Raw genomic sequence first — 18052 nt, 5'->3', positions numbered from 1 at the left:
GCTTGGAAAATACCAGCATAGATTTGCGTGGCAAAGCAAAATTGCGGCTCGATGTGTTGCGCGTGGCCTAACCCCAACGTTCAAACACGGGATGACGCACAACCCCGACGAAGCGGGTGGGGGATTCCAAAGGGATACGCTTTTAAAAAGCACCGGCTTTCCTGTGGGTGGTTTTCAAATTGGGCGGTGGTCCGGAATGCGTTGCGGCGCGTTCTGTTGACAAGACGCGGCCCTGCGCCTTCGAGAACCCCATTTTGAAACTAGGGTTTGAAAATGGAACTCGAAACCAGGGGAAGCGCGTGCCGCCCGATTGCCGGAGTTGATTCATGCCGCATTCATCCGACCGTTCCCGGTGCGTCTCCACGCTTGCACCCCGGCTGGCGCCGTCCGCCGCTGGAGCGGGGCTGGTCGCCCTGACGTTGGCGCTGATGGCGCCGGCCATGCCGGCCGGGGCGCAGGACCCGTCGCCCATCCCCAAGGGCGCCCCCGCCACCTTCGCCGACCTTGCCGAAAAGCAGGTGGACGCGGTGGTCTATATTTCCACCACCCAGGCTCCGCAGCAGAGCGCGCAACGCGGGCAGGACATTCCCGAATTCCCGCCCGGCTCGCCCTTCGAGGAGTTCTTCAAGGAATTTCGCGATCGCCAGCGCGGCCAGCAACAGCAACAGCGCCCGACCACCGCGCTTGGCTCCGGCGTCATCATCGACCCGGCGGGCTATGTGGTGACCAACAGCCACGTGGTGTCGGAAGCCGACGAGATCTCCGTCACCCTGCACGACGGGACCAAACTGCCGGCCAAGCTGGTGGGCACCGACGCGCCGACCGATCTGGCGCTTTTGAAGGTCGAAAGCTCCAAGCCGCTGACCGCCTCCCAATGGGGCGACAGCGACAAGGTCCAGGTCGGCGACTGGGTGGTCGCCATCGGCAATCCCTTCGGGCTCGGCGGGTCGGTGACGGCCGGCATCCTGTCGGCGCGCGCGCGCGACATCCAGCAGGGACCCTACGACGACTATCTGCAGACCGACGCCTCGATCAACCGGGGCAATTCCGGCGGGCCGCTCTACAGCATGGCCGGCGAGATCATCGGCATCAACACGGCGATCTATTCGCCGACCGGCGGGTCGGTCGGCATCGGATTCGCCATCCCGTCCTCCACGGCCCGCCCGGTGATCGAGCAGTTGAAGGAGCACGGGCAGGTGCGGCGCGGCTGGCTGGGCGTTCAGGTGCAGCGCGTCACCCCCGACCTCGCCGAGACGCTGGGCATGGGCGAGCCGAAGGGCGCGCTGGTCACCAGCGTGTCCCCCGACAGCCCGGCGGGCAAGGCCGGCGTCAAGCAGGGCGACATCATCACCCGCTTCGGCGACAAGGACATCGAGCAGATGCGCCAACTGCCGCGCGTCGTCGCGGCGACGCAAATCGGCAAGAATGTCCCCGTGACCCTGCTGCGCGACGGCAAGCCGGAGTCGGTCACCGTCACGGTGGGCGAGCTGGAACCGCAGCCGCAGCAGGTCGCCGCCGGGTCGAGCGGCGAGCCCCGGTCGGCGGCTCCGGTGGAATCCAAGAAGGTGCTGGGGCTAACCCTGGCGCCGTTGACGCCCGGCCTGCGCGAGGCCTTCTCCATCACCCCGGACGTGGAGGGCGTCGTGGTCACCGAGGTGGGCGAGCGCAGTCAGGCGTCCGAGCGGGGAATCGAGGCCGGCGACGTGATCGTCGAGGCCGGGCAGGAGCCGGTGAAAACCCCCGACGAGTTGAACACGCGCATCCAGGAGGCCAGGGACCAGGGCCGCAAGACCGTGCTGATGCTGGTCAGCCGGGACGGCGACCTGCGCTATGTGCCCGTGCCGATCGAAGATAAGAAGGGCTGATACCGAAGGCGTTTGATGGCTTCGTCAAACGCCTTCGGTTCCAACCCGGCAGCACTTTGCGCAGTTCTCGCCCTTTGCCTTTGGCAAAGGGCTGCCGCCAGCGCTTTCATTCTGAAAGCGCGATAGGCAACGTGCGAGAGGGGCATGCGGTCGGCCGAACATGAAGCATTCATGCGTTGGCCGTTTGATTCCCGGTCTTACCTTTTCCTCTACCGTTCGCCGGGCGGTGGCGGTATTTTGCCGCCCGCTTGGCGAATGGGATGTCTTCAGTGAGCGCTCTTCCGGAGGGCCGGCCGCCCGTGCGGCTGTCGGTCGTGGTCCCGGTCTTCAACGAGGCCGAAAACGTTCTTCCCCTGCTTGAGGAAATCGAGCGGGGCGTGGCGGCCCTGGGGGCCTTCGAGGTGATTTTCGTGGACGACGGATCGTCTGACGACACGGTGGCGCGGCTCGCCCCCGCCGTGGCGGCCGGACGCCTGCGCCTGCTGCGCCATGTCCGCCGGTCGGGGCAGAGCGCCGCCGTGCGCACCGGCGTGAAGGCGGCGCGCGGGGAATGGGTCGCCACGCTGGACGGCGACGGGCAGAACGACCCGGCCGACATCCCGAACCTGTTCGCGCTGGTCGCCGATGGCGGGCCGGACACGCCGATGCTGGTCGGCGGCCTGCGCAAGAAGCGTCGCGACATCCTGTCCAAGCGGCTGGCGTCCAAGTTCGCCAACGCCGTGCGCCAGTCCTTTTTGCAGGACGGCTGCACCGACAGCGGCTGCGGGCTGAAGCTGTTCCGCCGCGACGCCTTCCTCGATCTGCCGTTCTTCGGGGCGATGCACCGGTTCCTGCCCGCGCTGTTCAAGGCGCACGGGCATCCCGTCGCCTATGTGCCGGTCAACCACCGCCCGCGCGAGCGCGGCGTCTCCAAGTACAACAACTGGCGCCGTGGCCTGATCGGCGTGGTCGATCTGCTGGGCGTCTACTGGCTGAAGCGGCGCACCGCGCTGTCGCCCGCGGTCGAGGACCGCTGATTCCCTGCGGTTCTCGACCGCAGATTCTATGCGACTGGATGTCTTGATGCTCGAACGCGCCATCGCCTGGTTTCACGACCAAAGCACGACTGATCTGGTGTGGATCGGTCTGGGCTTCTTCGCCCAATTCCTGTTCATGATGCGCTTCGTGGTCCAGTGGATCGCCAGCGAGCGCGCCAAGCGCAGCGTCATGCCGGAGGTCTTCTGGTACTTCTCCATCGGCGGCGGTGCGCTTCTGCTGGCCTATTCGATCTACCGGTTCGATCCCGTCTACATGTTCGGGCAGGGGCTGGGGCTGATCATCTATTTGCGCAACCTCTACTTCGTCTGGACCCACAAGAAGGCGGACGGGGTTGAGACCGCCGAGGCCGGTAAGCCGTGAGCGAGGCGACCATCGGCACCGGAACCATAGAGGCGCCCGCCATCCAGGCCGGGCGTCTGCCGATTCTGGCCTACGCGCTGCTGGCGGTGCTGAGCGTCGCGCTGTTCCTGCCGGGCTTTTTCCAACTGCCGCCCTTCGACCGCGACGAGGCGCGCTTCGCACAGGCGTCCTACCAGATGCTGGAAAGCGGCGATTACGTCGATATCCGCTACCAGGAGGAGGCGCGGCACAAGAAGCCGGTCGGCATCTATTGGCTTCAGGTCGCGGCGACGCATTTCGTTGATGGCCCGAAGGAGATCTGGACCTATCGCATCCCGTCGCTGACCGGCGCGGTGCTGGCCGTGCTGGCGACCGCCTGGGTCGGGGCGCGCATGTTCGGCGGGGCGGTCGGATTCCTCGCCGGGCTGATGATGGCGTCCTGCGTCGTGCTGGGCGTCGAGGCGCGCATGGCGAAGACCGACGCCGTGCTGCTGTCCACCATCGTGCTCGGGCAGGCGGCGCTCGCCAGCCTCTACCTGAACCGCCACGCGCAGCAGTCCGGCTGGGCGCCGCCGCTGGTCTTCTGGATCGCGGCCGGTGTGGGGATCCTCATCAAAGGGCCGATCGTTCTGTTGGTGTCCGGTACGACGGCGCTGGTGCTGGTTGCGCTGGACCGCAAGGCGGGGTGGCTGAAGCGGCTGCGCCCACTGGCGGGATTGGGCATCGTGCTGGCCATCGCCGCGCCCTGGCTGATCGCCATCACCATCAAGACCAAGGGCGCCTTCTTCGCCGAATCCGTCGGGCACGACATGCTGGGCAAGGTGACCAGCGGGCAGGAGAGCAAGGGCCTGCCGCCCGGCTATTACCTGAGCACTTTCTGGGTCACCTTCGCGCCCTGGTCCTTCCTGGCTCTGCTGGCCGTGCCGTGGGTTTGGCTGAACCGCCGCGTCGATGCGGTGCGCTTCTGCATCGCCTGGATCGTGCCGAGTTGGCTGGTGTTCGAGGCGGTGCCGACCAAGCTTCTGCACTACACGCTGCCGGTCTTCCCGGCCATCGCGATCCTGGTCGCGGCGGCATCGCGCGAGCATTTCGCCCGGACGGCGGCAAAGGGCCGCCGCGTGCTGTTCGCCGTGGCGACCGGCTTGGGCTTCGTCGGGTTCGGCGCGCTGGCCTTGGCCGTGGCGGTGATTCCCTGGCTGGTGGATCGTCGGATCGACCCGGTTGCGGTTGCCATGGTGCCGGTCGTGCTCGTGCTGTACGCCCTGGCCGTACGCCTGTTCGCGCAACGCCGGGAGCGGGCCGGGTTCAGCGCGGCCTTGGCGGCGGCAGCGGTGCTGTACGCTGGCACGTACGCGGCGGTTCTGCCGGCCATCGACGGTGTTTGGATCAGCCGGCAGGCGGCGCGGGCGGTCGCGGCGGTGCGCCCCTGCGCCTCCGGCACCGTGGCCTCCGCCGGTTATGCGGAGCCGAGCCTCGTCTTCCTTCTGGGAACGGAAACGCGCCTGACCCACGGCAGTGGCGCGGCCAATCATCTGATGTCCGACCGCGCCTGCGCGCTGGCTCTGGTGGACAGCCGGGAAGAGGCGGAGTTCCGCGCGGCGCTGAGCGGGGCGGAGCCGGTGAAGCTGTCGGAGGTGACGGGCTTCAACTACAACACGGGCAAACGCATCACCCTGAACCTGTACGGGGCGCCCAAGCCATAAGGTTCCCAAACACATTGGTGGGTGCCCGGGCAGGGTAACGCGCCTCCGCCCTGGACGGTTCGCCCGCTTTTGAGGCCGAATCGCGGCTCTTTGCTTCCGAAGATGGATGAAAGGCCGCCGCGTCATGCTTCGTACGATGGCTGTAGCGACCCTGACGGTTCTGGCGTTCGCCGCGCCGGCAAACGCGCAGAAACAGGAATACCCGGCCTGGGTGTTCGACCATATGGTGCCGACCGGCCCCTATATGCGGAACATGGAACAGGCCCAGCCCATTCCGGGGCCGCGCCCGTCCCATTGGGGCGCCATGGGCAACGGCGACCAGCATCGCGCGGGCATGCGCGCCTACGGCACCGACGCGGTCCGAACCACACCCAGCTATTCGCGCACCCAGTCGCTGACGCCCCCGGTGCGCGATGGCCGCGCCGCCGGGCCGGGTCCGGAATTGACGCTGACCACGCCGCGTCAGGTTCAGATCGACTGAGCAACCTCCTCCGGCCGCCACAGCCACGCCGCGCCGCGCACGCCGCTTGAATCGCCGTGCGCGGCGCGGCGCACCGGCGTGTCGATGCGGTCGGAAAAGGCCCAGCGCTTGATGGCCGGCGGCAGGGTGTCGTAGAGCATCGCCACGTTCGACAAGCCGCCGCCCAGCACGATCACGTCCGGGTCGAGAACGTTGACGATGCCCGCCAGCCCGCGCCCCAGCCGGTCCACCAGCCGGTCGAGCGTGGCGCGGCAGGGCGCGTCGCCGGCTTCGGCGCGGGCGACGATCTCCTCTGCGGACAGCGTTTCGCCGGTGACGGCTTTATGGTCGACGGCGACGGCCGGGCCGGACACGAAGGTTTCCAGGCAGCCGTGCTTGCCGCAGTAGCAGGCCGGGCCGGGAAGCTCCCCCTCCGCCGGCCGGGGCCAGGGCAGGGGATTGTGCCCCCACTCGCCGCCCACCGCGTTGCGGCCCGACAGCACCCGCCCGTTCACCACGATCCCGGCCCCGCAGCCGGTGCCGAGGATCGCCGCGAACACCACGCCGCAGCCGGCACCCGCGCCGTCCGCCGCCTCCGACACGGCGAGGCAGTTGGCGTCGTTCTCCACCCGCACCGGACGGCCGAGCGCGTCGGACAGGTCGCGGTCGAACGGTCGCCCGATCAGCCAGGTGGAGTTGGCATTCTTCACCAGCCCCGTGGCCGGCGAGACGATGCCGGGGATACCGACGCCGACCGTGGCACGCCCGCCGCCGGCCGATGCCTCCAGCCCCGCCACCAGTTCCACGATCGTACGTAGCGTGGCGGCATAATCCTCCCGAGGGGTGGCAACGCGGCGGCGGGAAATCTGGTTGCCGTGTCGGTCGAGGACAATTCCCTCGGTCTTCGTGCCGCCAAGATCGATTCCGATGCGGATCATGACCGTTCGCCGGACAGTGAGTGGGATGGAGGTGAAAATACTCGACAATGGCCGGGAACGTCCAAACGAAGCAACCATCGGCAAAAACGCCATGGGCTGGGACAAATCGCCGGGGCGGCGCGGATATGGGTTGACCGCTTCTTCGGATCGAGTAGAACCAGCGAAAGAGAGGGCCGGAATCGGAAGATTTCGCCCGCCAACACGGGCCACCGGAGCCGTACCAACGATGATTCGCCAGCGCGCCGCTCATCGCTCTTCTTCCTTCACCATTGGCCGCGCCGCCGCGGCCGGTCTCGCCGTTCTGATCACCGGCGCCGTCCTGCCGGCCGCCGCCAAGGACGCGGCGAAGGACACGATGCAGGTCGCGGCCAAGCCGCCGGCCGCGCCCAAGCCAGCCGCCTCCAAGCCCGCCGCGAAGTCCTCGGGCAGCAAGGCGCAGGCCTGCTACAACCGGGCTGAGCACGCGGCGGAGCAGACCATCCGCATGCACACCGAAATGATGGTGGTCGGCCTGACCTGCCAGCAGGTGTATCCGGACAAGAAGCCGTTCAACGTCTATCAGGATTTCACGATCAAGCACCGCGCGCTGCTCTCCAATTCGGAGGCGGCGATGATCGACCATTTCCGCAAGGCCGGCGGCGGCAACGCGACCCGTCAGTTCGACATGTTCCGTACGGAGATGGCGAACGAGATCAGCCGGCGCGCGGCGGTGATCGGCACCACGAACTACTGCTACAACTTCGTCGATCGCACCAAGGCGGCGACGGAGATGACGCCGGAGGACATCCGCACCCTGACGGGCGACGAAAAGAACGCCGGCGTGATGCACCTGTCCAGCAAGCCGCTGTGCGACGTGCAGGTGGTCAGCAACCCCGACGCTCCCGTGCATGTCGCGCAGACCCCGCCGAGCCGCACGTCCAAGCCCGCCGCCAAGGCGACCACGGGCAAGGCGACCGCCAAGGCCCCGGCCAAGCCGAAGGAGCCGGCCAAGGCGCAGCAGGCCTCCGCCAATCGCTGAGGCGGTCGGGAACCAAGCCTTCTTTCAAAAGCCCTCTCCGTTCCACGGAGGGGGCTTTTTTCTTTCCAAAAATTACTGATGCCGACTTTTGCAAGTGTAAAGTTCACGCATCTGACATGAATCGATATTGCAAATTGTTGGAAAATTGGTACTACCGAATATCGAATGAATGTTTGCCCTCTTCCCCCTTGAAACGGGCTGGGCTAACGTTCCGACCAGACAACAATCTTGGCCCCGAGCCAATCGGCGCGGGAAGCCAGAGCAGGGAGTGCCTGTTCACGTGACCGGTGTACCGAGCGTGCCCGTCTCGCTCGCCCATGCCTGCGCGAAGCGCTAAGGGCGAGGTGAGGCCATGGATTATTTTCTTCAACAGTTGATCAACGGCCTGTCGCTGGGCGCCATCTACGGCCTCATCGCCATTGGCTACACGATGGTGTACGGCATCATCGGCATGATCAACTTCGCTCACGGCGAAATTTACATGATCGGCGCCTTCGTGGCGCTGATCACCTTTCTGGCCCTGGGGAGCCTGGGGATCACCTGGGTTCCGCTGGCGCTTCTGGTGATGCTGGCGGCGTCGATGCTGTTCACCGCCGTCTACGGCTGGACGGTGGAGCGGATCGCCTACCGGCCGTTGCGCAGTTCGCCACGTCTGGCGCCGCTGATCTCCGCCATCGGCATGTCGATCTTCCTCCAGAACTACGTCCAGATCCTTCAGGGCGCGCGCAGCAAGCCGCTGCAACCGATCCTGACCGGCAATCTGACGATGATGGACGGCGCGGTGTCGGTCAGCTACGTGCGTCTGGCGACCATCGTGATCACGGTGGCGCTGATGTACGGCTTCACCCAGCTGATCACCCGGACCGAACTGGGCCGCGCCCAGCGCGCCTGCGAGCAGGACAAGACGATGGCCGGCCTGCTGGGCGTCAACGTCGACCGCATCATCTCGCTGACCTTCGTCATGGGTGCCGCGCTGGCCGCCGTGGCCGGCATGATGGTGCTGCTGATCTACGGCGTGATCGACTTCTACATCGGCTTCCTGGCCGGCGTTAAGGCGTTCACCGCGGCGGTTCTCGGCGGCATCGGCTCGCTTCCCGGCGCGATGCTGGGCGGCGTCGTGATCGGCCTCATCGAGGCGTTCTGGTCGGGCTACATGGGCAGTGAATGGAAGGACGTCGCGACCTTCACCATCCTCGTGCTCGTCCTGATCTTCCGTCCGACCGGCCTGCTGGGCCGTCCGGAAATCGAGAAGGTGTAAGGCCATGACCGCGATTTCCGTATCCTCCCCGCGCGCCATTGCATGGCCCGCGATCATCAAGGAGGCGGCGCTGACCGCCTTCGTCGCCCTGCTGCTGACGGTTCCGCTGGTCGGCCTGCGCACGGTGGACCGCCCCACCGGCCTGGGTCTGGAGACCCGCTGGAACGAGGTCGTGGCCGCCGTCGGGCTGGTCTTCCTCGGCCGCATCGGCATCTGCCTGATCCGTGAGGGGCAGGGCGTGCTGGTTCTGGTGTTGGCCGCTGCCGCCGCCGCCGCCGGCTTCTTCATCAAGATGCCGACCGAGGCGCTGCGCATCATCCTGATCGTCGGCGGCGCCATCATCGCGATCCGCGCCGCCATGGCGGTGCGCACCGGCCGGTCTAAGCTGTCCCAGGCCGAGCGCGACAAGCGCATGGACCGCATCGCCGCCAAGGTGCAGGACGCATCCCGCTGGCTGGGTCCGATCGGCGTGGTGCTGGCTCTGGCCTTCCCGTTGACCCCGCTGGCCGACCGCCAGCTGCTGGACATCGGCATCCTGCTGCTGACCTACGTCATGCTGGGCTGGGGCCTGAACATCGTGGTCGGCCTCGCCGGCCTTCTCGACCTCGGCTACGTCGCCTTCTACGCGGTGGGCGCCTACAGCTACGCGCTGCTGGCCCACTATTTCGGGTTGAGCTTCTGGCTGTGTCTGCCGCTGGCCGGCCTGCTGGCGGCCTTCTCGGGCGTGCTGCTGGGCTTCCCGGTGCTGCGTCTGCGCGGCGACTATTTCGCCATCGTGACGCTGGGCTTCGGTGAGATCATCCGCATCATCCTCGTGAACTGGTACCAGTTCACCGGCGGCCCCAACGGCATCTCCGGCATTCCGCGCCCCAGCTTCTTCGGCATCGCCGACTTCACCCGCACCCCGGCGGAGGGCACGATGGCCTTCCACGAGATGTTCGGGCTGGAGTTCAGCGCGCTGCATCGGATCATCTTCCTCTACTACCTGATCCTGGTGCTGGCGCTGGTCGTGAATTTCTTCACGCTGCGTGTCCGCAAGCTGCCGCTCGGCCGCGCGTGGGAGGCCCTGCGCGAGGACGACATCGCCTGCGCGTCGCTGGGCATCAACCGCACCAACATGAAGCTGGCCGCCTTCGCCATCGCGGCGATGTTCGGCGGCTTCGCCGGCTCCTTCTTCGCCACGCGCCAGGGCTTTATCAGCCCGGAGAGCTTCACCTTCATCGAATCGGCGATCATCCTCGCCATCGTGGTGCTGGGCGGCATGGGCAGCCAGATCGGCGTGGTCGTGGCGACCCTGCTGGTCATCGGCCTGCCGGAAGCGTTCCGCGAACTGGCCGACTACCGCATGCTGGCCTTCGGCATGGGCATGGTCCTCATCATGCTGTGGCGTCCGCGCGGCCTGCTGGCCCACCGCGATCCCACCATCCTTCTCTATGGCCGCAAGGGTAAGGGCGCGGGCGGTCCGGCCGCCGGCACCGCCGCGGCCGGCGGCGAGGGCATCGCCGGGGGGAGGGCGAAGTGATGACAGACCTTTCCATGACCCCCACTGTGAAAAACGACACGCCCCTCCTGACGGTCGAACACCTCACCATGCGCTTCGGCGGCTTGGTGGCGGTGAACGATGTCTCCTTCACCGCGCGCAACAGCGAGATCACCGCGATCATCGGCCCGAACGGCGCGGGCAAGACCACGCTGTTCAACTGCATCACGGGCTTCTACTCCCCGACGGTCGGCCGGATGACTCTGCGCCACCCCGACGGCAAGGAGTTCCTGCTGGAGCGGATGCCGGGCTACCGCATCTCGCAGCAGGCCAGCGTCGCGCGCACCTTCCAGAACATCCGCCTGTTCGGCGGCATGAGCGTTCTGGAAAACCTGATGGTCGCCCAGCACAACAAGCTGATCAAGGCGTCGGGCTTCTCCATCGCCGGTCTGCTGGGCCTGCCCAGCTACACCAATGTGGAGCGCGAGTCCGTCGAACTGGCGAAATACTGGCTGGACCGCGTGCGGCTGCTGGAGTTCGCCGATTGGGAAGCCGGCAATCTCCCCTACGGCGCCCAGCGCCGTCTGGAGATCGCGCGCGCCATGTGCACCGAGCCGGTGATGCTCTGCCTGGACGAACCGGCCGCCGGCCTAAACCCGCGCGAGTCGGCCGACCTTGCCGAGATCCTCACCTTCATCCGTGACGACCACAAGACGGGCGTGCTCCTGATCGAGCACGACATGAGCGTCGTGATGACCATTTCCGACCACGTCGTGGTGCTCGACTACGGGCGCAAGATCTCCGACGGCGACCCGCATTTCGTGAAGAACGACCCGGCGGTGATCCGCGCCTACCTCGGCGAAGAGGAAGGCGAGGAGCTTCCGCCGGAGATCGCCGCCGACCTGCCCGAAGTCGCCAAGCGCGCCGAAGAGGGGGCCTGATCCATGCTGAAGGTATCGGGCGTCCACACCTTCTACGGCGCCATCGAGGCGCTGAAGGGCATCGACATCGAGATCGGGTCGGGCGAGATCGTCTCGCTGATCGGCGCCAACGGCGCTGGCAAGTCCACCCTCCTCATGACCATCTGCGGCAACCCGCGCGCCCGCATGGGCCGGGTGTATTTCGAGGGGGAGGACATCACCGACCTGCCCACCTACGAGATCGTCCGCCGCGGCATCGCCCAGTCTCCCGAAGGGCGACGGATTTTCCCGCGCATGAGCGTGCTGGAAAATCTCCAGATGGGCTCCATCACCGCCAAGCCGGGCAGCTTCGCCACGGAGCTGGAGCGGGTGCTGACGCTGTTCCCGCGCTTGAAGGAGCGCATCAACCAGCGCGCCGGCACCATGTCCGGCGGTGAGCAGCAGATGCTCGCCATCGGCCGCGCGCTGATGAGCCAGCCGCGCCTGCTGCTGCTGGACGAGCCGTCGCTGGGCCTCGCCCCCCTGGTCGTGAAGCAGATCTTCCAGGCGGTGAAGGACATCAACCGCGAGCAGAAGATGACCGTGTTCATGGTGGAGCAGAACGCCTTCCACGCGCTGAAGCTGGCCCATCGCGGCTACGTCATGGTCAACGGCAAGGTGACCATGTCGGGCACGGGGGCGGAGCTGCTCGCCAACGAGGAAGTGCGCTCGGCCTATCTGGAAGGAGGTCACTGATGGACGGCATTCTCGGCTCAAGCCTTCCGGTCTTCCTGGGCCTGACCGTGCTGGTGTTCGGCGGCTGCGGCATCCTGACCGGCCAGACCCTGGCGGAAGGCTGGAAGCCGCAATGGGTGGTCTTTTCCTACATCCTGCTGCTGGGCGCCGGCGACCGCTTCCTGACCTGGGGCCTGTTCGGCGGGGAACTGCTGTCGCTCTACGGATTCGTGGTGCACACGGTGGTGATCGGCGCGATCACGCTGACCGCCTACCGCATTGCGCTCGCGCGGCGGATGGTTACCCAGTATCCATGGTTGTACGAACGATCAGGTCCATTCGGCTGGCGCGAACGTGTGGGCGGTCATCTCGCCGAGTGAGGGTGCCTCTGACCTATCCAAATCGGATAGTTGGGGTGGTGAAACTGTCGCACTTGGTGACAGTCGAGGTATAGTAGAAGCTTAATCCGCCGGGGCGTTTCCCAGAGGGCTCCCACCAGAGGGCTCCCCGAGGGACCCGGCGGGCAAGGCCCCAAGCGGGGGGTCCGCGTGACGACTTATAACAGGGAGCAAACAAACGTCATGAAGTACAAGCTGTCCCTCCTCGCCGCGGTCGCGGCGACCGCGCTGACCGCCACGGCGGCCAAGGCCGACATCGCGGTGGCCACCGCTGGCCCGATCACCGGTCAGTACGCCACCTTCGGCGAGCAGATGAAGAAGGGCATGGAGCAGGCCGTTGCGGACATCAACGCCGCCGGCGGCGTCCTCGGCCAGAAGCTGAAGATGGAAGTGGGCGACGACGCGTGCGATCCGAAGCAGGCCGTCGCGGTCGCCAACGACCTCGCCAAGAAGGGCGTGAAGTTCGTCGGCGGTCACTTCTGCTCGGGCTCGTCGATCCCGGCGAGCCAGGTCTACGCCGAGGAAGGCGTCCTGCAGATCTCCCCGGCCTCGACCAACCCGAAGCTGACCGAGCAGGGCCTGAAGAACGTCTTCCGCGTCTGCGGCCGTGACGACCAGCAGGGCCAGATCGCCGGCAAGTACCTCCTTGAGAAGTACAAGGGCAAGAACGTCGCCATCCTGCACGACAAGTCGGCCTACGGTAAGGGCCTCGCCGACGAGACGCAGAAGGCGCTGAACGCCGGCGGCCAGAAGGAGAAGATCTACGAGGCCTACACCGCCGGTGAAAAGGATTACTCGGCGCTCGTCTCCAAGCTGAAGCAGGAAGCCATCGACGTCGTCTACGTCGGCGGCTACCACACCGAAGCCGGCCTGCTGGCCCGCCAGATGAAGGACCAGGGCCTGAACGCCCCGATCGTCTCCGGCGACGCGCTGGTCACCAACGAGTACTGGTCGATCACCGGTCCGGCCGGCGAAGGCACCATGATGACCTTCGGCCCGGATCCGCGCGAGATGCCGGAAGCCAAGGAAGCCGTCGAGAAGTTCCGCAAGGCCGGCTACGAGCCGGAGGGCTACACCCTCTACACCTACGCCGCCCTGCAGATCTGGGCCGAGGCGGCCAAGCAGGCCAACTCGACCGACGCCGCCAAGGTCGCCGAGGTGCTCCGCAAGAACACCTACAACACGGTGATCGGCAAGATCGGCTTCGACGCCAAGGGCGACGTGACCACCCCGGCCTACGTCTGGTACCGCTGGAACAACGGCCAGTACGCCCAGGTCAAGTAAGCCCCAGGTGAAGTAAGCCAGGGTCAAGCAAGACCGGAACGGTCGAACGATCAAAAGGTCCGGCGGGCAACCGCCGGGCCTTTTTCGTTCAGGCATTTTCCGCTGCAGGGCCGCGGGCTGGTCAGGTCGCCAGACTTTCGGAAAGCGGGGCGCCGCCGGTCGTGGGCGGCGGCATGTGCTGCGGTCTCTGTTCCAGCAGCTGTTCGGAGGTGTGCAGCACGTCACGCCAGAAGGCGGCGGCCCGGAGGTTGTTGGCAGCCGTCAATTCCACAAGGCGGACGCGGCTGATGCGGATAGCGGACTCGCCAAGTTCTTCCACCAGGCGAGTCGCGAACAGAAGCACGTCGTGGTCGATCTTCATGACGCCACTAAACACCATCGGCGGAGGTTTGTTCCACACCGGGTCCGGAGAGCCCGCCGGGGGCATCGGGGCTGCCCTGTTGTGAACCGGCCGCTGCCCTGGATGTTGCCCCCTTGTTGCAGACCGGCTACATCCGGTCTGCGCCTTGCGTCTGTCCCATAACGGACACTCGCCATGGCAGGTCCGTTTCGTGTTTGATCCGTTTCGTGTTTGAATAGCGTGCCGGGGCCATGAGAGTTGCCCCGGTTACTCGGGTTTTGGAGAGCTGTCATGCGCAGGAAGCGCGAAGTCGTCGAAGGCCAGATGTACCGGAAATTGGGGCCCGGCGGCGGGATCTGGGAAGTGGTCGCCATCCGCAAGGACGGGCTTGGGACCCAGCACGCCCAGATGAAGCGGGCGGACGATCCCAAGACCTTGAAGACGCTGGCGGTCGCGGCGCTGCTCGACCCCAGCCAGTTCGAAATGGTCGTCGAACAGTAACCCTTACGCCCTGGCGTAAAGGTCGGCACCGTCCGGACCGGGCGTGCGCGTCAGCGCTCCCCGGCGGACGAGGTGGTTGAGGTGCGCGATCGCCTCGCCCACCGCGAACACCATCTGGTGCGCATCGAGGTCCGGGGGAAACAATGCCCCCGCGACCTGTGCCGCCGTGCGCGGCGTGGCGCACAAGGCCGCGATCTCGACCAGCCGTTCCTCATGATGCTGCTGCAATGCGGCCAGCCTCCGGTGCAGTCCGTGGAACGGGCGCCCGTGCGAGGGCAGCACCAGCATGTCCTCCGGCAGCTCCAACAGAGGCTCGAAGGAGGTCAGGAAGTCGGTCAGCGGATCGGCGTCGGGCTCGTTCGCCCAGACGCTGATGTTCGGGCTGATGCGCGGCAGCACCTGATCGCCCGAAATCAGCACGGGCTTCTCGCCGAGGCGGAACAGGCACACCGGTTCCGGCGTGTGGCCGCCGCCGACGATCACCCGCCACGGCGCATCGCCGATCTCCACCGCATCGCCGTGGCGCAGCCGCGTCAGCGTTGACGGCACCTCGTGGATCGAGCGCGCGTAGGCGTTTCCTCGTCCCAGCACCGCCGCGAGCGCCCCCGATTCGAGCCCGGCGCGCCGGTAGAACCGCTCCACCGCCGCTGCTTGCCCTGCCGAACTGTCGTTCTTCAGCGCGCGGGCGAGCAGCCAGTCGGTCAGGCTGCAGGCGAAGCCGGCGCCGGTGCGCTCCGCCAGCCAGCCGGCCAGCCCGATGTGGTCGGGGTGGAAATGCGTGGCGATGACCCGCGTCACCGGCCGTCCGCCCAGCGCATCGCCCAGCAGATGCTCCCACGCCGCGCGCGTGCGCGGATCGTCCAGGCCGGTGTCCACGATGGTCCAGCCGGGGGAACCCTCGATCGCCCACACGTTCACATGGTTCAGCCGGTAGGGCAGGGCCAGGCGGATCCACAGCAGGCCGGGTTCCACCGCCACGAACTCCCCATCGCCGGGCTGTCCGTCCAAAGGGTAGGAAAGTTCGTCGTCTTGCGGGCGGGTCATTCGAGGCCTAATCCTTTGCGCGGGAAGGGGTGTTAACAAACGGCTGCAAAAATGCAACAGGGCTGGAGTTCTTACAACAGGGGTCTTGAGACCTTCGAAAGTAACTGATATCTCCGGAACCAGACGTTTCAACCGCCGACGGAACGCGGCGGGCTCGCTCGGCGACGGCAAGCGAGGATTGTGCAGGGGGCTCGCCCCGAAGATGCACGGTTCTGTGTCCGCCGCCCTCTGGTGGTTCACATCGACCGGCCCGACAACGCCGTCAACAAGGGAAAGAAGAAAATGACTCTGCGTGGGATTTTGCTCGGCACGGCTGTCGCGGTCATGCTCCCGACCGCTGCCATGGCCGCCCCCGAGGGCTTCTACGTCGGTGCTGGCGCTGGCGTGAACTGGACCCGTGACGCCGACATCGAACTCGAAGGCACCCCGTTCTCGCTGACGGCCGACCACAAGATCGGCGGCGTCGCGAACCTGTCGGCCGGCTACGCGACCTCCTACGGCCTGCGTCCGGAGCTGGAGTTCGCCTGGCGCTGGCGCAACTCGATCAAGGGCACCGAGAGCGCGACCCCGGGCCTGAGCGGCATGACCGGCAAGCAGTCGTCGATCGCGTTCATGGGCAACCTGCTCTATGATATCGACACCGGCACCGCCTTCACCCCGTACATCGGCGCCGGCGCCGGTATCTCGCAGGTTCGCCTGAACCTCGGCGGCTTCAGCGACAAGGATTGGGTGTTCGCCTACCAGGGCATCGCCGGTGTTGCCTACAACATCACCAACGCCCTGGCCCTCACCGTCGACTATCGCTACTTCGGCACCGTCGATCCGAAGTTCGACATGGGCGGCACCAACGTGAAGGGCGAGTACCAGAACCACACCATCCTCGCCGGCCTGCGTTACAGCTTCGGTGCTCCGGCCGCTGCCCCGGCCGCCGCTCCGGTTGCCCCGGCCGCTGTCCAGCAGCAGGCTCCGCAGACCGAATACCTGGTGTTCTTCGACTGGGACAAGGCCAACATCACCCCGGTCTCCGACAAGATCATCGGTGACGCCGCCGCCGCCGCCGGCAAGGTCCGCGCCGTCAGCATCCACGTGATCGGCCACACCGACACGTCGGGCTCGCCGGCCTACAACCAGAAGCTCTCGCTCCGCCGCGCCGACGCGGTGAAGAACGCTCTGACCGCCAAGGGCGTCCCGGCCAACCAGATCACGGTTGAGGGCAAGGGCGAGACCCAGCTGCTCGTCCAGACCGGTGCGAACGTGCGTGAGCCGTCGAACCGTCGCGCGCAGATCCTCATCCGCGTGAAGTAATCCGGCGGACGGCCGGGCCTTCGGGAACGGCCGCCAACCAAAGGGTTCCGGAAAGGGCGTCGCATCCGCGGCGCCCTTTTCGCATGCGCGCTCCTCGGGCAGAATGGCCGCCTCGCACGAGGGGTGCCATGCCGGTCGCCGTCATCATTCCCACGCTGAACGCCGCGCCGCTGCTGCCGGCCACGCTGGCCGCGCTGGACGGCTTTGGGCGCGTCGTGGTGGCGGATGGCGGGTCGGCGGACAGCACCCGCGATCTGGCGCGCGCGGCCGGCGCGCTGGTGGTGAAAGCCCCGCGCGGGCGCGGGCCGCAACTCGTTGCCGGGGCCGCCGCGACGGATGCGCCGTGGCTGCTGTTCCTGCACGCCGACACCCGCCTTGGAGTCGGCTGGCGCGACGCGGTGGAGCGGTTCATCGCGAAGCCTGAAAGCACGGATCGCGCCGCTTACTTCCGCCTGCGCTTCGCCAGCGAGCACCCGTCCGCGCGTCGTATCGAGCGTCTGGCCGCGTGGCGGGCGCGAAGGCTGGGGTTGCCCTACGGCGACCAGGGATTGCTGATCGCGCGGAGCCTCTACGAGGCGCTCGGCGGCTATCGTCCGCTGCCGCTGATGGAGGACGTGGACTTCGTGCGCCGAATCGGGCGAAACCGCTTGGTGGAACTGCCGGCGGAGGCCGTCACAGCGGCCACCCGGTACGAACGGGACGGCTGGTGGGCGCGTCCGGCGCGCAATCTGGCCTGCCTGTCGCTCTATTTCGCCGGCGTACCGCCCCGGCTGATCAAGCGGATGTACGGATGAGGCGCCGCAACCACCTGATCGTCTTCGCCCGTCCGCCCAGACTCGGGCGCGGCAAGCGGCGACTCGCCGCCGGGATCGGGGCCGTGGCGGCGTGGCGGTTCTACCGGACGGTGCTGGCCGGCCTGCTCAGGCGGCTGGAGCGCGATCCGCGCTGGGTGCTGTGGCTGGCCGTCACGCCGGACCGTGCCGTGCACGAACGCGGCTGGCCGATCCGGCACAAGGAACGGCGGGTCGGGCAGGGGAGTGGTCACCTCGGCCGGCGCATGGCTCGGGCCATGGCCGGGCGACCGCCGGGTCCGGTGGTGCTGGTCGGCAGCGACATTCCCGACATCCGGCCGAATCACATCGCCGAAGCGTTCCGCCTGCTGGGGCGGCACGACGTCCTGTTCGGGCCGGCGGAGGACGGTGGCTATTGGCTGGTCGGCGCGCGCCGCACGGCCGCCCTGCCGGCCGGCCTGTGCGAGGGTGTGCGCTGGTCCACGCGGCATGCCTTGGCCGACACCCTGGCCAGCCTGCCGCCCGGCACCTCAGTCGGCTTCGCCGCGACCCTGGACGATGTGGACGACGCGGCTTCCTACCGCCGCTGGCGGGCGCTCACGCAGGTTTGAGCGGGCGGGGCTTGCCGGGGCCGGTCCCGTGCCGCCATCTTGAGG

19 protein-coding genes are annotated in these 18052 nt (G+C 67.2%); 16 read left to right on the top strand and 3 right to left on the bottom strand.

What is annotated here, in order from left to right:
- Positions 1 to 326 precede the first annotated feature (326 nt).
- From J2852_RS07890 to J2852_RS07870, 5 genes are all read left to right on the top strand, one after another.
- On the top strand, positions 327 to 1865 hold the full coding sequence (locus J2852_RS07890; RefSeq protein WP_209873503.1) for a DegQ family serine endoprotease: 1539 nt from the start codon (positions 327 to 329) through the stop codon (positions 1863 to 1865).
- 269 nt (positions 1866 to 2134) lie between these two features.
- Entirely contained in the window at positions 2135 to 2881 is a 747-nt protein-coding gene (locus J2852_RS07885) for a glycosyltransferase family 2 protein (RefSeq protein WP_425514358.1), read from the top strand.
- A 46-nt stretch (positions 2882 to 2927) separates the two neighbouring features.
- On the top strand, positions 2928 to 3263 hold the full coding sequence (locus J2852_RS07880; protein WP_209873497.1) for a lipid-A-disaccharide synthase N-terminal domain-containing protein: 336 nt from the start codon (positions 2928 to 2930) through the stop codon (positions 3261 to 3263).
- On the top strand, positions 3260 to 4945 hold the full coding sequence (locus J2852_RS07875) for an ArnT family glycosyltransferase (protein WP_343206691.1): 1686 nt from the start codon (positions 3260 to 3262) through the stop codon (positions 4943 to 4945). Before J2852_RS07880 ends, J2852_RS07875 begins: the two co-directional genes overlap by 4 nt.
- Positions 4946 to 5069: 124 nt before the next feature.
- Positions 5070 to 5426, top strand: a complete 357-nt coding sequence (locus J2852_RS07870) for a hypothetical protein (protein ID WP_209873494.1) — start codon at positions 5070 to 5072, stop codon at positions 5424 to 5426.
- Here J2852_RS07870 and J2852_RS07865 read toward each other — a convergent pair.
- A complete protein-coding gene (locus tag J2852_RS07865) occupies positions 5414 to 6343 on the bottom strand; it encodes an ROK family protein (protein ID WP_209873492.1) in 930 nt (309 codons plus the stop codon). The two genes, J2852_RS07870 and J2852_RS07865, sit on opposite strands and share 13 nt — an antisense overlap.
- Positions 6344 to 6569: 226 nt before the next feature.
- Between J2852_RS07865 and J2852_RS07860 the strand changes: the two genes are divergently transcribed.
- The 7 genes from J2852_RS07860 (at position 6570) to J2852_RS07830 (ending at position 13415) form a co-directional block, all read left to right on the top strand.
- Complete coding sequence (locus tag J2852_RS07860) at positions 6570 to 7361, top strand: hypothetical protein (protein ID WP_209873489.1); 792 nt, start codon at positions 6570 to 6572, stop codon at positions 7359 to 7361.
- 352 nt (positions 7362 to 7713) lie between these two features.
- Positions 7714 to 8619, top strand: a complete 906-nt coding sequence (locus J2852_RS07855) for a branched-chain amino acid ABC transporter permease (RefSeq protein ID WP_209873486.1) — start codon at positions 7714 to 7716, stop codon at positions 8617 to 8619.
- 4 nt (positions 8620 to 8623) lie between these two features.
- Positions 8624 to 10141 (top strand): high-affinity branched-chain amino acid ABC transporter permease LivM, encoded by a 1518-nt coding sequence (gene livM / locus J2852_RS07850; protein ID WP_209873483.1) that lies wholly within the window; start codon positions 8624 to 8626, stop codon positions 10139 to 10141.
- Positions 10141 to 11040 carry an ABC transporter ATP-binding protein gene (locus tag J2852_RS07845; protein ID WP_209873480.1) on the top strand — a complete coding sequence of 300 codons (900 nt, stop codon included), beginning with the start codon at positions 10141 to 10143 and terminating at the stop codon, positions 11038 to 11040. Before livM ends, J2852_RS07845 begins: the two co-directional genes overlap by 1 nt.
- A gap of 3 nt (positions 11041 to 11043) precedes the next feature.
- Complete coding sequence (locus J2852_RS07840) at positions 11044 to 11754, top strand: ABC transporter ATP-binding protein (protein WP_209873476.1); 711 nt, start codon at positions 11044 to 11046, stop codon at positions 11752 to 11754.
- Complete coding sequence (locus J2852_RS07835; RefSeq protein WP_209873473.1) at positions 11754 to 12113, top strand: DUF6867 family protein; 360 nt, start codon at positions 11754 to 11756, stop codon at positions 12111 to 12113. Before J2852_RS07840 ends, J2852_RS07835 begins: the two co-directional genes overlap by 1 nt.
- 201 nt (positions 12114 to 12314) lie before the next feature.
- Positions 12315 to 13415: a branched-chain amino acid ABC transporter substrate-binding protein gene (locus tag J2852_RS07830; RefSeq protein WP_209873470.1), complete on the top strand. Its 1101-nt coding sequence runs from the start codon at positions 12315 to 12317 to the stop codon at positions 13413 to 13415.
- Positions 13416 to 13536: 121 nt separating this feature from the next.
- Here J2852_RS07830 and J2852_RS07825 read toward each other — a convergent pair whose 3' ends face one another.
- Positions 13537 to 13776, bottom strand: coding sequence for a hypothetical protein (locus tag J2852_RS07825; RefSeq protein WP_209873467.1), 240 nt, complete (start codon positions 13774 to 13776; stop codon positions 13537 to 13539).
- 270 nt (positions 13777 to 14046) lie between these two features.
- Here J2852_RS07825 and J2852_RS07820 point away from each other — a divergent pair, with 270 nt between their 5' ends.
- The gene (locus J2852_RS07820; RefSeq protein WP_209873464.1) at positions 14047 to 14256 is read left to right on the top strand and encodes a hypothetical protein; all 210 of its coding nucleotides are present in this window, start codon (positions 14047 to 14049) and stop codon (positions 14254 to 14256) included.
- A 3-nt stretch (positions 14257 to 14259) separates the two neighbouring features.
- On the opposite strand, the gene J2852_RS07815 is transcribed toward J2852_RS07820, so the two are convergent.
- Entirely contained in the window at positions 14260 to 15300 is a 1041-nt protein-coding gene (locus J2852_RS07815) for an MBL fold metallo-hydrolase (protein ID WP_209873461.1), read from the bottom strand.
- A 282-nt stretch (positions 15301 to 15582) separates the two neighbouring features.
- On the opposite strand from J2852_RS07815, the gene J2852_RS07810 reads away from it, so the two are divergent.
- The 3 genes from J2852_RS07810 (at position 15583) to J2852_RS07800 (ending at position 18007) form a co-directional block, all read left to right on the top strand.
- Positions 15583 to 16605: an OmpA family protein gene (locus J2852_RS07810; protein WP_209873458.1), complete on the top strand. Its 1023-nt coding sequence runs from the start codon at positions 15583 to 15585 to the stop codon at positions 16603 to 16605.
- A gap of 128 nt (positions 16606 to 16733) precedes the next feature.
- Positions 16734 to 17399, top strand: a complete 666-nt coding sequence (locus J2852_RS07805) for a TIGR04283 family arsenosugar biosynthesis glycosyltransferase (protein WP_209873455.1) — start codon at positions 16734 to 16736, stop codon at positions 17397 to 17399.
- Positions 17396 to 18007, top strand: coding sequence for a TIGR04282 family arsenosugar biosynthesis glycosyltransferase (locus J2852_RS07800; protein ID WP_209873452.1), 612 nt, complete (start codon positions 17396 to 17398; stop codon positions 18005 to 18007). The genes J2852_RS07805 and J2852_RS07800 overlap by 4 nt, the downstream gene beginning before the upstream one ends.
- The last annotated feature ends 45 nt before the right edge of the window (positions 18008 to 18052 follow it).

The organism is Azospirillum soli (assembly GCF_017876165.1).
Classification (GTDB): Bacteria; Pseudomonadota; Alphaproteobacteria; order Azospirillales; family Azospirillaceae; genus Azospirillum; species Azospirillum soli.
Note: the sequence above shows the minus strand (reverse complement) of the source record. Positions and strands in the feature narration are given on the sequence as shown.